Source organism: Leptospira kmetyi serovar Malaysia str. Bejo-Iso9 (assembly GCF_000243735.2).
In the GTDB taxonomy this organism is placed as follows: Bacteria; Spirochaetota; Leptospiria; order Leptospirales; family Leptospiraceae; genus Leptospira; species Leptospira kmetyi.
Window position 1 is genome coordinate 1,606,037 of record NZ_AHMP02000003.1, and the last position, 14,326, is coordinate 1,620,362.

General features: G+C 46.4%; 14 protein-coding genes. 8 read left to right on the forward strand and 6 right to left on the reverse strand.

Annotation, left to right across the window (positions count from 1 at the left end; translation table 11 throughout):
* Positions 1-50: 50 nt before the first annotated feature.
* On the reverse strand, positions 51-1,229 hold the full coding sequence (locus LEP1GSC052_RS09920; RefSeq protein ID WP_020986462.1) for a lipase/acyltransferase domain-containing protein: 1,179 nt from the start codon (positions 1,227-1,229) through the stop codon (positions 51-53).
* Positions 1,230-1,341: 112 nt separating this feature from the next.
* On the opposite strand from LEP1GSC052_RS09920, the gene LEP1GSC052_RS09925 reads away from it, so the two are divergent.
* Entirely contained in the window at positions 1,342-3,240 is a 1,899-nt protein-coding gene (locus LEP1GSC052_RS09925; RefSeq protein ID WP_010575647.1) for an esterase/lipase family protein, read from the forward strand.
* An 83-nt stretch (positions 3,241-3,323) separates the two neighbouring features.
* Here the strand turns inward: LEP1GSC052_RS09925 and LEP1GSC052_RS09930 are convergent, their stop codons facing one another.
* Together LEP1GSC052_RS09930 and LEP1GSC052_RS09935 are read right to left on the reverse strand one after the other, a co-directional pair.
* Positions 3,324-4,025: a lysophospholipid acyltransferase family protein gene (locus LEP1GSC052_RS09930; RefSeq protein ID WP_020986784.1), complete on the reverse strand. Its 702-nt coding sequence runs from the start codon at positions 4,023-4,025 to the stop codon at positions 3,324-3,326.
* Positions 4,026-4,091: 66 nt separating this feature from the next.
* Positions 4,092-4,511 carry a hypothetical protein gene (locus LEP1GSC052_RS09935; protein WP_040913438.1) on the reverse strand — a complete coding sequence of 140 codons (420 nt, stop codon included), beginning with the start codon at positions 4,509-4,511 and terminating at the stop codon, positions 4,092-4,094.
* Positions 4,512-4,661: 150 nt separating this feature from the next.
* On the opposite strand from LEP1GSC052_RS09935, the gene LEP1GSC052_RS09940 reads away from it, so the two are divergent.
* Genes LEP1GSC052_RS09940 through LEP1GSC052_RS09950 form a run of 3 tightly spaced genes read left to right on the forward strand, consistent with a single transcriptional unit; the run spans position 4,662 to position 7,278 of the window.
* Positions 4,662-5,528, forward strand: coding sequence for a bile acid:sodium symporter family protein (locus tag LEP1GSC052_RS09940; protein ID WP_010575650.1), 867 nt, complete (start codon positions 4,662-4,664; stop codon positions 5,526-5,528).
* A 3-nt stretch (positions 5,529-5,531) separates the two neighbouring features.
* Positions 5,532-6,221: a hypothetical protein gene (locus LEP1GSC052_RS09945; protein WP_010575651.1), complete on the forward strand. Its 690-nt coding sequence runs from the start codon at positions 5,532-5,534 to the stop codon at positions 6,219-6,221.
* Positions 6,222-6,231: 10 nt separating this feature from the next.
* Complete coding sequence (locus LEP1GSC052_RS09950) at positions 6,232-7,278, forward strand: DMT family transporter (RefSeq protein WP_010575652.1); 1,047 nt, start codon at positions 6,232-6,234, stop codon at positions 7,276-7,278.
* A 43-nt stretch (positions 7,279-7,321) separates the two neighbouring features.
* Here LEP1GSC052_RS09950 and LEP1GSC052_RS09955 read toward each other — a convergent pair whose 3' ends face one another.
* From LEP1GSC052_RS09955 to LEP1GSC052_RS09965, 3 genes are all read right to left on the reverse strand, one after another.
* Positions 7,322-8,734 (reverse strand): Lcl C-terminal domain-containing protein, encoded by a 1,413-nt coding sequence (locus LEP1GSC052_RS09955; protein WP_020986092.1) that lies wholly within the window; start codon positions 8,732-8,734, stop codon positions 7,322-7,324.
* A gap of 140 nt (positions 8,735-8,874) precedes the next feature.
* Positions 8,875-10,275 carry an Lcl C-terminal domain-containing protein gene (locus LEP1GSC052_RS09960; protein ID WP_010575654.1) on the reverse strand — a complete coding sequence of 467 codons (1,401 nt, stop codon included), beginning with the start codon at positions 10,273-10,275 and terminating at the stop codon, positions 8,875-8,877.
* Positions 10,276-10,354: 79 nt separating this feature from the next.
* Positions 10,355-12,070, reverse strand: a complete 1,716-nt coding sequence (locus tag LEP1GSC052_RS09965; protein WP_164477042.1) for a SpoIIE family protein phosphatase — start codon at positions 12,068-12,070, stop codon at positions 10,355-10,357.
* 195 nt (positions 12,071-12,265) lie between these two features.
* Here LEP1GSC052_RS09965 and LEP1GSC052_RS21260 point away from each other — a divergent pair, with 195 nt between their 5' ends.
* The 4 genes from LEP1GSC052_RS21260 to LEP1GSC052_RS09980 all read left to right on the forward strand — a co-directional run bounded on the left by LEP1GSC052_RS21260 (position 12,266) and on the right by LEP1GSC052_RS09980 (position 14,325).
* Positions 12,266-12,403, forward strand: a complete 138-nt coding sequence (locus tag LEP1GSC052_RS21260; protein ID WP_010575656.1) for a hypothetical protein — start codon at positions 12,266-12,268, stop codon at positions 12,401-12,403.
* 51 nt (positions 12,404-12,454) lie between these two features.
* Positions 12,455-12,727: a DUF736 family protein gene (locus LEP1GSC052_RS09970; RefSeq protein ID WP_010575657.1), complete on the forward strand. Its 273-nt coding sequence runs from the start codon at positions 12,455-12,457 to the stop codon at positions 12,725-12,727.
* A 72-nt stretch (positions 12,728-12,799) separates the two neighbouring features.
* The gene (locus LEP1GSC052_RS09975; RefSeq protein ID WP_010575658.1) at positions 12,800-13,402 is read left to right on the forward strand and encodes a LemA family protein; all 603 of its coding nucleotides are present in this window, start codon (positions 12,800-12,802) and stop codon (positions 13,400-13,402) included.
* Positions 13,403-13,413: 11 nt separating this feature from the next.
* Positions 13,414-14,325, forward strand: coding sequence for a TPM domain-containing protein (locus LEP1GSC052_RS09980; RefSeq protein WP_020985735.1), 912 nt, complete (start codon positions 13,414-13,416; stop codon positions 14,323-14,325).
* Position 14,326: the final 1 nt, after the last annotated feature.

The window sequence follows — 14,326 nt, forward strand, 5'->3', positions numbered from 1 at the left end:
ACATTCTAAAAGCCGCTCAAGGAGAATTTATTTTCGCTCGGAAAATAAATTCATTCCTTTAGGAAAGATTCGATTCTTTCCCAAACAAGAACGTCGTTTAGTAGATCCGAATGTTCCGCCTGCGTCTCAAAACTTTGATAAGCGACATCCTCGGGAGGAATCGAACTCGTAAACGTAACCCGTCCGTCTCCCGGTGCGCGGACCGAATTCTTAAAATCCCAGAGCCAATGATCCGGATTTTTTTCGGGAATCAAGGTTCTCATCGTGGGTCTGTTCTTCGCGTGAACGACGAGAGCGGGAGGATATTTGTTTCCTTTTTTCGTTTCCAAAGAATTCCGAAATGCAAGCGCGAGATCCAATCTGGATTGAAATTCTTTGATCGACGGAGGCGGTTCGCAATGTGCCTCGTGAGAATACGGACCCAGTTCGTATTTTTCCCAATCGGTCGCATTAAAAAAACGGAATGGAAGAATCTTTCCTTCCGCGTCCTTTAAAACTTCCTTCGTATCGAAACTTCCTTCTCTCGGAAAAAAAGTATAAACCGAATGAAAGCTGGATACGACGCAGGCGCTCGTGATCTCCGGATTCAAACCCGTGGAAACTCCGGAAATCAAATCCTCCATAAAACCGATCCCGCCCCGAAACGGAACACCCGCAAAGACGACCTTGGAAACGAGATCCGGTCTTCGATTGAGAACGGATAAGGAAAGATTTCCTCCGTTGCTATGGCCGACTAACACCGGTAAGACGCCATTCTCCCTTTGAACGAGTTCCAAAAAGGCTTCGAGTTTCGCGGAATTCTCCCCGTTGTCCTTTCTCCAATCGTACGGAAAAACGTAGAGTTTCACCAAACCGGAAGAACTCATTCTTTCCAACCAAGGTTGATACACTTTTACCTCGATCAAAGAAGGAATCAAAGTGACCCGAGTGAGAATATTTCCGACTTGAACCTGATCGTTTTTTTTCAACGTAAGATCGGGAACGGTAAGATTCAGAGCCTGCCAAGGAGTGAGCCAGATCCGATCCAAAGAACCGGATTGGTTTTTTTGATAAAGCTCCGAACCCTTATAACCGGGAACGAACACAAGAGGAATTTGTTTTCCGGCGACGACGGAACGACTTCCGGGTTCGTTCGTCCAAAGCCCCGGGCCCAATGCCGATTCTTTTTTACCGGCGCAGAATACGCACAAAAGGATTCCGATCCAGAATCCGAAACGATGAAATTTCACGGAGCAAGAATCGTTTCTATGATAAACTTTGTCTATGTCAAAAACGATCCTTTTTTCTTTTTAGCTTGTAAGTTCGACGGAATCGAATCTTGATTCCAATAGGTTTGATACGATGAAATTCCTTTTGTCCATTCTTCTGTTTTCGATTTTCTTTTTGCGATGTGCGACGTATTCGACTTCGAGTTATTCCCAGTTCGAACAGGAAAAATCCGTGAACTTAAGCAGCGTTTCTTCGAACCGACTCAGCCTGCTTACGACTCGTTATCTGAAAAGCAACGATCTCGACGAGAAGTTCGAAAAATCTCCGTTAGTCGTCCTCTACGACTTGGACAATCTTCTGGTCGCTTATAAATCCAGGGAACTCGCCTATTATCTTTCCGAACTTTGTTATCTTACGGGAAATTCCTTGGATATGGAAGATCCTCAGTTCGCGAAGATGTACGCGTCCGCATTAGTATATTCTTATACGTATCTTTTCGATAAAAAGGCGACTCCGGCCGCCGATCCTTTTTCCGCCGAGTTCCGATTCGCGTTGCAGACATACAATCGTTCTCTAGCGCAGTTGGTTCGTTTCGCGAAGAAGAATCGCAAACTCGCAAACGTAACCGATCTCAATCTTCCTTTGATCCGAGGTTCTTTGGAAATGATCGGCTCCGAAACGGAAACGGCTTGGCGTCCTCAGAATTTTCTTCAAGTGGAAGTCGCATACGATTACAAGGTCAAGGGATTCTCCAATCATATCAGCAAATACGGAATCGGAACTCCTTTGATTCTCAACCGTAAGTTTCCCGAAAACGAATCCGAGGGAAGAATCAAATACGAATTCATCAACGGAGTCGGTCAGGCGTATCCCGCAACCGCGTTCGTAAGTTTGGAAGAATCGTATCTCGGAACAAGGGATCTTATGAATCTCCGCGCCAAGATCCACGTCTACGATCCGGTCTTTCGAGACCGCATCACGTTAGACGGAATCAGCCTTCCAATGGAAATCGACACGACCACTCCGCTCGCTTATATGCTTACGATCGCACAACAAAGGGACAGTTTAAAAGCGGTCTTCGACGGCGAAACGAGTATGTCGCGCAAGGGTCTTTATCTCGTGTATCCGTATCACAAGGACAAGATCCCAGTCGTGTTTCTACACGGTCTTGCTTCTTCTCCCTTCGTTTGGTTTCCGATGATCAACGAACTTCTTTCCGATCCGGAAATCAAGGCGAAATATCAGTTCTGGGTCTATTGGTATCCGACCGCGATGCCCATGGTTTTTTCCGCCGCGGACTTTAGAGATACGTTATATGATTTGAGAAAGACATACGATCCGAAAAACGAAAACAAAAATTTCGATCGTTCCGTTTTGATCGGTCACAGCATGGGCGGGCTCATCACGAAGTTAGCCGTCACCGACAGTACGATCGAACAATGGATGAAGGCCGCCGAAATTCCGAGATCGGTGTTCGATTCCATGAACGACGAATCGAAAAAGGAAATCCGCAGGGTTCTCGAATTCAAACCGGTTCCTTTTATCAAAAGAGCGATTTTTATCGCGACCCCGCATCGTGGTTCCAACTTGGCGAACGGAATTTTGGGAACGATCGCAAGATTCTTGTTTCGATTGCCCAAAGAAGTCATTCAAAAAGTGGAATATGGTTTGGCGTTCTTAAACGCGACCCACAAAAAGGGAGAATTGGTCGCGGGCGTATACGGATTCGACGGACTCGCGCCTAAAAGTCTTTTTATGAAAGTAACGGGAGAATTTAAACCGCAGGTCAAGTTTCATTCCATCATCGGAAATTCGAAACTCGCGGACTTGGATTGGATCAGCGATTCGGTGGTTCCTTACGAAAGTTCTCATTTGGAAAACCCGGAATCCGAAATCCTCGTTCCGTCCGAACATTCGGTTCAGAATCATCTTCCCACTTTTTTGGAAGTGAAACGGATTCTGAAGGAACACGCAAAGGAAAACGAACCGGAAAAAACGAAACCCGAGGGCAAAAACCCTCTTCCGTTTTAGCATTTAACATTTAGCGTAAATCCGAATTCTCACTCGAATTCTTTACATAAAAAAAGGAACCCGTAGATTCCTTTTTTTGAATATTACTTTTTTCTTAACTCTTCGGCTTTGTCGATGGCTCGTTGTCTGTTTTCCAACATCGCCTTTTCCACGGCGAGCCGCGCTTCCTCAAAACCTTTTTCGTCGAGTCTTTTCGGAACGTAAATCGGATCCCCGTAGGACACGACGAACGTAGTGAACGGTTTCGGAATTCTATGTTTGTCCCAAGCCCTTTCCGCGATCCATTGACGCGTACATTCGTAGTGCATCGGGATAATCGGGATCTGGGAAACTTGAGCGCACGCGATCAAACCGGGTTGAAGCACAAGCGCGGGACCTCTCGGACCGTCGGGCGTAATCGCCGCAGGAAGATTTTTTTTCAAATGTTTGAACAAAGCTTTGAGAGCTTTCGAACCGCCCTTGGAAGAACTTCCTCGGATGCTGTAATTTCCGAAACGATGTACGACCTCGTTGATAAAATCTCCGTCCTTGGATTCGGAGATCAGAACTGCGGCCCCCGCATTCTTATTGAGATAAGGAGAATAAAGAACGTTCGTATGCCAGATGGAAAGGATATAAGGCTTTTTTTCCTTACGGAGTTTAACGAGATTCTCGTCGCCGATATTGACTCTTCGAGAAGTAAGACCGATCAATCTTTGAAGATTGACCACGAGAAAAGGAATCAACCAAATTAAAAATTTTCTTTTGAACGATTGTTTTTCGTTTACCTTAGAATTTTCTTCCATGTAACACGAGAATTTTTCGAATTCGAAAATCCATCACCTCTTTTTTGGACTCGATTTCGCTTCGGATTAAACCGGAATTTCGGGAGATTCGTAAAGGTTGGAAAATTCTTTTCCTCTCGGAAACAAAAGAAGCATCGCCGCAAAAAAAACACCCATACCGATCCAATGAATCGGATTGGAAGTCACGAAGTAAAAAACTCCGTTGATCGTATAACCCGCGTCCAAAAAAATAACGGAAAGAATTTTCGACTGAGAATAGGAAACGAACTTTTCCTTAACCTCGGGATCTCCCTGCATCAGTTTCTTTTTCGCGATCAACAAGGGAACATACCAAGCGATCGGCAAAAGAAAAACGGTGATTCCTAAAACGATTCCGCTACTTTCTTTCGGCAAACCTCCGTTCGGATTTGCGAGAACGATAAAAAAACCGCCGAACAGAACTAAGCCGATTAAAAGCGCCACGTAAATGATTTTTAAGGTTTTCATCGTATTCGAGAAATATATTTCCATTTTTTTCTTTGTCAAGCGTTCGATAAAAAAGAAATCGGAAACATAAAATTCTCCGAATTCGAAAATTCTGTCGACTTGAGATCCGAACTCCGGTACAGAGTTCGAAACAAAAAATAGGTCTTAACTATGGAATCCAATTTGCTTACGACGGTATTTCTTCCGATCGCGTTAGGTATCATCATGCTCGGCATGGGAATGACGCTTACGATCGACGACTTCAAACGGATCTTCGTTCTTCCCAAGGCGGTGATCACCGGTTTAACTCTGCAACTTTTACTTTTACCGGTCACCGGTTGGTTGATCGCGAGCGTATCCGGTCTTCCCGGAGAATTGGCGGTCGGTCTGATGTTATTGGCGATTTGTCCCGGAGGCGCGACTTCCAATCTGATCACTCATCTCGCCAAAGGAGACGTCGCACTTTCGATCACGTTAACCGCAATCACGAGCTGCGTTACCGTAATATCCATTCCGTTTTTATTAAACGTTTCGATGCATCATTTTCTCGGAGCGGGACAGATGATCGAACTCAACATTCCGCAGACGATCCTTCAGATTTTTCTGATTACGGTGTTGCCGGTCGCGCTTGGGATGTTTCTCAACGCGAAAAAACCGGAACTTTCCCAAAGGTTCGAAAAGACTGTGAAGATTCTTTCCGGAGTCTTTTTGGTATTGATCATCGCGGGTGCGATCGTTCGCGAAAGACAGAATATCATTCCGTATTTTATCAAAGTCGGTCCGGCGTCGTTGGCTCTCAACTTGATCACGATGGCCCTGGGATTTTTAGGCGCAACCTTGATGAAGGTCACTCAATCCCAAAGAACCTCGATCACGATCGAAGTGGGAATCCAAAACGGAACCTTGGGAATCACGATCGCGAGTACGATTCTCAACAACCCCGCGATGGCGATTCCTTCCGCGATTTACAGTTTGATCATGTTCGCAACGGGCGCGATCTTTTCGCTTTGGATGCACAGAGTTCCCGAACGACAATAAGAATTGAAACGTATTCTTTCCAGAATCCTCTTTCTTTCGTTTTGTCTGTTTGCGGTTTCCTGTACGACGGTCGGATTTCATCGAGACGGAATCCGGCAGGAAATCGACTTCGGAAAAGAGGAAGTTCTCAGGCTCTGCGTTTGGAAGGACGTAAAGGTTTCCGACGAGGAACTCACCGAACTCGTCGGCGCCTGGAACGAAGAATTAGAATATTATAAAATCAAAGTTTTGTTAAGCGACATCAAGGATTGGGAACGTCCCGGTTGGACCGGAATGCCGATCATGGATCAGGTGTTCGCCGCCCCGCTTCCCAAACAATGCGATCGTCTGCTCGCGGTCGCGGGCGGAAAGATCAGCGATACGGCGTTCGAACTCGTCGGAATTTTTATGGCGTTTTTCGGAATTCCTAGCTTTCAGGTTTTGGGCGCGGTGGAAAACAAAACCGGAACGAGAGGTTATATTCTCGGACAAACCAGAACGATCTCGCATTGGTTGGCGGGAGGTTCCAAGGGAACTCTGATTCACGAAGGATATCATCTTCTCGGTTGCGGACATTCCTTCTTTTTGAGCGATTGTTACGTTCAAATCCGAAAGGTTAAGGAACTCAAACGAAAGAATCGCGAAACGGGTTCGTTATTCTTCCCTTCGGTGGACGAGGAAGGAAATATCTTTATCAAAAGTCCTTGGGAATAAGCATGGATTTATGGAAGTTTCCGAATCCAAGTGGAAGCCCTTTTTAGGCGCGTCCTTAGTTTTAGCCGGCGCGGTTTTCTTTTCCGCAAAGGCGATCTTTGTCAAATTAGTCTATCGATATGAAGTGGATTCCATAACGGCTTTGGCGCTTCGAATGTTGTTCGCGATTCCCTTCTTCGCTTGGATCGCATACAAATCCAGAAACAACAATCCTACGGCCGCTTTGACCAAAAAAGATTGGGCCTTGGTTTTTATTCTCGCGTTTTTAGGTTATTATCTCGCGAGTCTTTTCGACTTTATAGGTTTGGAATATATCTCCGCAGGTTTGGAACGTCTTACCCTTTTCGTATATCCTACGATCGTTCTCGTAATCAGTTCGATTCTTTATAAAAGAAAAATCAAACGCGTGGAAGTGTTCGCGATTCTTCTTACGTATTCCGGAATCGCGGTCGCGTTTATCGGAGACATTCAAACCGAGGGACCGAACGCGACCAAGGGAGTTTTGTTCGTATTCGCATCCGCGATCGCATATTCTTTGTATCTTGTGGGAAGCGAATCCCTCATACCGAAACTAGGTTCGGTTCGATTCACTTCGTATCTGATGCTCTTGTCGGGTTTGATCGTGGTGATTCATTTTTTCATCACGAAAAATCCTTCCTCCTTAATGCAACCGAGTCCGGTTTATTTATACGGATTGGCCTTGGGAGTTTTGACCACGGTGATTCCGGCCTACTTTACGACGGAAGGAATTCGTATGATCGGATCGGGAAGAGCCGCGATCGTAGGTTCGGTGGGACCGATTTCCACGATCTTACTCGCTTGGATCTTTTTGGGAGAACCGATCACTTCGTCCGGGATCGCGGGAACGATTCTCGTGTTGGCGGGAGTTCTTTCGATCGGAAAGAAAAAATCGGAAACGAAAAAACAAACCGATTCGATTGTTTCGACCGATTCTCGGACAAAAGATAAGAACGGTTCTTACGAAAGTTCTTCCGTAACAAAAAAAGAAACGGAAGAGGACGAGAATCCGGACAACGCCGAAATCACGATGAACTAATCCTTAAGAAGAATGGAATATTCTAAATAGCTAACTAAAGAACTCAAGGTCCGTCTTTTACGCACCGAGTCGGATTTGTAGTCCCCAAAAAGGAAGACAAGGAAATCGGCCCGTACGCGAAATCGAGAAGAAAAAGATTCTTATTGGAAGCGTCCGCGTTTACGTTGCTCGTCATATACGTGGAGTTAGGCGGAGAATTCTTAAAATAAGTCGTATCAATGATTCCGTTTCCGACCGTCAATCCGTAGTCGACCAAACTTCTGAGCTCGTGAACGTTCGGAAGTCTCCAAGGTTTTCCGTCCGAAACCGAAATTCCGTTACAAGCCGCAAGCCCCGCTTGTCTGGAAAGATTGGAAGGGGAACCTCCCGAACAATCCGAACCCGTTTGTCCGATCGAACACATGGCCCAGCGAAGATTGTTGTTTCGATCGAGAATGGTTCCGTCTCCCAAATCCGCATAGTTCTTTGCGGGAAACGCGCCGCTCACGACACAACGAACCTGAAGCGCCCCCGTTTCCGAAAGATTACTGCTCGTTCCTTGCGTAAAGTTGAAGGTCCAACGCGAAGTGGAATTCGGAGTTGCGACAAGAGTCGCGGACCAAATCGTCGCCGAAGAATTCGGGAACAAGGTCGCGTTCAAATAAGGACTCGGAGTCGGATTTTGATAAGAGGAAAGAGTGTACAATTCCTGAATGTTCGGCAATCTCCAATTCTTATAACCCGCGTAACCGTTCCCGGAATTTAACGCGGAACAGGCGGCGATCGCGGACGCGTAGGAAAGGGAAGAACCGGTTCCGGTGCAATCGGCGGCGTTGGTTCCTTCCACACATTGTTTCCAAACAAGTCCGGCGATCTTATCGTGAACGACGGGCTGATTCGGAAAATCCGAAAAGACCGTTTTTACGTATGTAGGTTGAGGTCCGTTTTGAAAATCCCCGTCCTGACCGGGATTGGCTCCGTTCCCACAGGCGATTGCGTTTAAGGAAGCGTCGTAACACAACTTTTGATTCGCGTCGGTCAAAGGAGCCGTCGTTGAAATCGTGATTGTATAATCCTTTTGTTCTCCGGTTTCGGAAAGAACGGAATAAACGACCGGATTTGAAAAATCATTCTTATTGATCCCGCTGATCTGAGTAATTCCTCCGACCTTTACGGTCGCGCCCGAAGAAACGTCGAAACTCGCTTGCAAACGAGCGATCGCCCCGTAGGGAATCGTAGCGGTAATGTTGGTTCCGTTGATCGTCGTAGGATAATCTTGGGAAAGAATATTGTCGGAGGCCTTGAACGAAAACGAAGTGATCGTGGTTCCCGTTCCCAGATTTCGAATGATTCCAAGTCCGCCCTGAAGTAACAAACCCGCGTTCGAGGAAGAATCGAAACTGATCTTATCCGCTTGCGCGCAGGAAACCGTGATTAGAACACAAAGGATCCGTAAACTTCGTAGAATTGGGTGCATTGACAAACGACCGTATAATTTAAAAACAAGCAAGTGATAAGAGTTTGTTTATTTTTTTATAAATCGACGGTCTTTTCCCGAGGTCAACGCCAATTCTAAGCTTCTTTTTTGCAAAGAAACGAGAAAAGGGAGAATGGAAGTCAAAAACCTTCGCTTACACAGCGAACAGAATTGAGAGAACTGAAAAAGTTCAGATTGATCACCGCATTCGTAAAGTTGACCCTGTACATCTGTCCGCTCGGAATCGAATTGCTCGTCGTAAACTCCGCGGCGGTCGGAGTATTGGGAAACGCCGCGGAATCGATTTTCGGATTCGAAGCGGTATTAAAATCCAATAAACTTCGGAGTTCGTGGACGTTCGGAAGCCTCCAACTTCGACCCGCTAAATTCAAATTTCTGCATATAGACAAAGAATTGGAAAAATTATAAGTGGCCGCGGTTCCGTTGGTACAATTCGGAGACGCAGAGGACCAATTCTGCCCCATCGAACATTTCTGCCAAACCAATCCGGTTCGATCATCTCGGACCGTCCCATCTCCTAAATCGGAATACGCGTGAGTCGGCATGGACCCGCCCGCAACACAACGCGCAAAAGCGCTTCCCCAGTATTTATCCGAGGTGCTGTTCGATCCATCGGAAAAGTCGTAACCCCAAGCCTCCGCGGTATTCATAACGTTGGAAGAAGCCGCCCAAAAGCCTCCGGCTCCTCCGGGAAATTCCGTGAGATCGATATGTACGCTACTCGGAGTTTTAAAAGTGCTGAGAGTCATCAATTCTTCCAAGTTGGGAAGTCTCCAATCGGAAATCCCGGCGTAACCGGAGCCGCCGTTTTTGGTGTTCAAATCGTTGCAACTTGCATCGGCGGCGTATTGAGTAAAACTTAGGGAAGAACCGCAATTCGTATCGCTCATTCCCTCCCCGCAATACTTCCAAATCAATCCGCTTTGCCCGTCGATCGTAACGGGATCGTCGGTATAACCGGAAAATTTATGATTCGATTGAAAGGCCTCGGGAACTCCGGTCGTATAATCCGCGTCCTGCCCCGGATCGGAGGAACAAGCGGGATAACAATTCAATTGTCCCGCATCCGTTAGACGAAACATCGGAACCGTCCGCACTCGATACTCGGCGACGCTTCCGTTGGAAGCCGTGACTTTGTACACAAGAGGAGAAGAGAAATCGTTTACGGTTTGTCCCGAGATTTGAGTCACGCCGTTGATCTGAACTTGAATTCCCGAGCTTTCAAATGTGGCTTTCAAACGGGGAATCGATCCGAACGGAACTCGAATCGTGATTTGATTCCCGGAGATTGTTCCGACAAAATCGGTCGTAAAAAAATGATCGGTCGCGTTAAACCGAAAGGAATTGATTTCCTTTGCGTTCGGATTGTAGGAACCGCTTCGAAAAAAATCCACTCCGCCTTGCAGAAGAATTCCCGCAGCGGAAGAAGAATCTAAACTGATTCGATCCGCTTGGGAACAAAACGTAAAACAAAGAAGAGTTCCCGCAACAATCCAAGAAAAATTATAAATTCGATCCATAGAGTGCTCATTGATCTAATGATTCGAAAAGTATAATTGGTCTAACGAATTGTCTCCCTTCAGATTATAAGATAAATTCTTAATAGATATCCAAGATCATCAAAGCGATATCGTCTCCGAAATTTCCTCCGGAATACGCAAAGATATCCGAAACGATCAATTCTATATAATCCTCGATGGATTCCGTATCGAGATATTCTTCCAAAATCGAAATCAAACCCGTGAGGTCCAAAATCTCTCCTTGGGAATCGAAGATTTCATACATTCCATCCGAGAAAAAAACGATCCGATCCCCGTGCAAAAGATCGATGGATTGATCGTAATACTGCGCGCCTTCAAACGCAAGAAGAGGAAGATTCATTCCGTCCAGTTCGATTCTCCTTCCGTCTCGAAAGAGAAAAATCGGAGGATGTCCCGCGTAAGAATAAACCAAACGTTTCGACTCGGGAATGTATTTCACCCGAACCGCGGAGATATGATGATCGACTACGAGAGGTTTTAAATCCTCCACGATTCGTATCAAACCTTCGGCGGGAGAAAGACCGATTCTCGAAGAATTCTTAAACGAGATGACGACCATTCCCGAAACCATCGCCGAAGAAATTCCGTGACCGGAAACGTCCGCAAAAAGAATGTCGATACTTCCGTCCTCGTTTTGAATCGTGCTGATCACGTCCCCGCCCACTTTTTCGAAAGGACGAAAGTAGGTTTCCATTCTGAAATATTTGGAATCGGGAAACGTACGATCGACTAAGGATCTTTGAGTCAATCTTCCGAGTTCGAGATCGTAGTGCATTCTATCGTAAAAGGCGTTTAACGTGCCTTCTTTTTCCTTTCGATCAAAAGCGAGAATGATCAAGTCTCCGATCAAACCCAAAATGGAAATCTCTTCGCCGGTCCAAACCCGATCCTCTCGAACCATGTCGATTCCGAAAAAACCGATTTCCTTTCCCTGATACGTAAGTCCGATGATGAGCAGGGAGCGAATTCCTCTCGGAAGAAGAAGTTCTCTCAAATAAGGATCCTCGTTTTCGATTTCTTCCACGGAATTTAATGCGAAGTAACCGAACCTGCGCACGTTTTCAAACTTTGCGAGAGGGATGTTTTCGACGGCGATGTTCTGGAAGAATTGTCTTTGTGAGGGAACTCCTTCCCGGCACCATTCGTATGTGTTGGAAAGATATTTATGCGAATTTGAGTATTCTATAATATACGCGCGGTCGGCGTTGCAGATTCTACCCGCCTTTTCCAGAGAATCGCGGATCGCCTGATCCAATTCCTTCGGTTGAACCTTGATGAAACTTTTGGAGATTTCCGTTAAATTACTCTGAAGAAGAAGGGAATATTTCAGTTGATCCTCTGTTTTTTTCAAAGGTGTTATATCCCTTTGGGAACCCCAGATCTGAACGAGTTTGCCCTCTTTGACGACCCCGACTACGCTGTTTAAAAAGTATTTCAGATTTCCGAAACGATCCGATTCCTTAGATTCAAAATCCTTCATATTGTATCCGGCTCGAACGAACGCGAAGTATGGTTCCAGATCCTCGGACGAATCGGAGGGAACCAATTGGGAAAGGGTAAGCCCCATCACTTCGGAAGGGCTTCGATATCCGTACATTCTCGCCATAGAATCGTTGCAGATCGTTAGTCTAGCGTGTGTTAGGAGGAGCGAAACCTGCTCCTTTTCGTGAAGACCGGTTTCTATGGGCGTGGAAAGATCGAAACACCAAATGCCTTCCGCGCTTCCCAGGAAAAAATCCCGATAACGCTCCAGTTCAAACGATTCCGACTTCATCCACATAACAGCAATTACCGAAAATCCGCCCTTTATTCTTTCCGTCGGCGACAAAGGTCAAAGGTTTTATCAAAGAAAACGGAGAATTCTCCCCGATTCCAAAAAATAAATTCGGGAATCTCCCAAAAACGCGTCATTCTTCCCTTTTTTGTCCGAGGTCCCTTGTATTCTGGTTTTCAGATAAGAGGTAACGATATGCAAACCATGAATTCGGAATGGATGGACGAAAGAATCGAGGCGATCGCGGAAATTCTCGCGGATAAGCTGATCGAGGAAATCCGCAAACGGGCGCTTGAAAAAGAAGCGCTTCGCAACAAACCCGAAGCCGCGTAACGACTTCGCTTAACAATTCGAGCAATCGAGAAACATCAGGAGGAAACCACAATGGCGGAATACGCACTCAAGGAAAAGAAGGGAAGTCTCTTCAGCAACGCGACCAAGGAAAAGGAAACCCAGCCCGATTATACAGGAAAGGTTCTTCTCGACGGAAAGACCTATCGACTCGCGGGTTGGATCCGAAAATCCGCAACGGGGAAGAATTATCTTTCTCTCAGCCTTTCCGAACCGAATCCGGAAAAAAAATCCGAAGGAAATTCCGTATCGGCCGAAACCGACGGCAATGACTTTACGGATATAGAGGAAGATTTTCCGTTTTGAGAAATGAAAATTCGATTTACGATCCGGGTCTAATCGTAAAAGAATTACACCTCTACAGGAGAAAGAAATTTCTTGAAAACGAAAATTCTTACCAAGTCGTTTCTGACGATCGCGCTTACGCTCGCGGCTCTCGTTTCGTCCAACTGCGGTTACAATACAATCCAGGAAGAGGACGAGGCCGTGACCGCGTCTTGGGCCGAGGTTCTCAACCAATATCAGAGAAGAGCGGATCTGATTCCCAATCTGGTCAACACGGTGAAAGGTTACGCGGCTCAAGAAGAGAAAGTGTTAACCGAAGTGACGCGGGCAAGAGCCGGAGTCGGTTCGATTCAAGCGGACGAAAAAACGCTGAACAACCCCGAACTTTTTAAAAAATACGCGCAGGCTCAGTCGCAGATGACTTCCGCGCTTTCCCGATTGCTCGTGGTCGCAGAAAATTATCCGCAGTTGAAATCCAACGAGAACTTCCGCGATCTTCAGGCGCAACTCGAAGGGACGGAGAATCGAATCACGGTTGCAAGAAACAGATACATTCAAGCCGTACAAAAATACAATATTACGATCCGCCAATTTCCGAGCAACTTGACCGCGAAATTTTTCGGATTCGAAACAAAACCTTCCTTTACGGTCGAAAACGAAAAGGAAATCTCCAAACCTCCGGAAGTTAAATTTTAAGAATTTTGAATATGATTCGTATCGGATTCGGAATCCTTCGATTTATTCTTTTATTTCTGATCGTAACGGGTTGGAACCTGAAAACCGCGAATTCTTCCCCGATTTTTTTCAGGGAAGAATGGAGGTCGGAGGACCCTCCGATTCCTCTCCTACTTACTCAGATCACGGACACGACTTCCACGTTGACCGATCTTCAAAAATCCAGACTGACAAGCACGTTAGTCGCCTTTGAAAAAAGAAAAGGAAGTCAGATCGCGGTTCTTGTCGTCGGTTCGACCTTGGATTGGAGCATCGAAGAATACGCCGTAAAGGTTTTCGAAACCTGGAAGTTGGGACGCAAGGATATACGGGACGGAGTTCTGATGGTCGTCGCGATTCAAGATCATAAAACGAGAATCGAAGTCGGTTACGGACTCGAAGGCGCGTTGCCGGACGTGATCTGCAAACGGATCATAGAGGATTTTATGATTCCCCATTTCAGAAACGGAGATTATAATCAAGGGATCGTCGAAGGGGTCGCAAGAATCATAGAACGAATCGACGGAGAAGAACTTCCGGCCGCAAGCGGCCGGGTCGCCGGATCGGATTCGGGATCTTCCTCCTCGACGGAAGGACCGGAACTTCCGAATCATCTCGTCACCGCGTTCATCATTCTCGTGGTTCTCGGAAAGTTGTTCGGATTTCTTTTCGGAAACGGTTTGTCCGGCGGAATCGGCGCCGTTCTTTTCGTGATCTTAGGTTTGTTTTGGTCCATCACGCTTTGGCTTTTGATACCGGGCGCATTCTTACTTTGGTTTTTCGTACTCGCAAACGGAGGAGGAATGGGTTCCTCTTCTTCTTGGGGATCTTCCTCGGGCGGAGGCGGTTCCTGGAGCGGAGGCGGCGGCAGTTCGGGCGGGGGCGGAGCCTCCGGAAGCTGGTAAA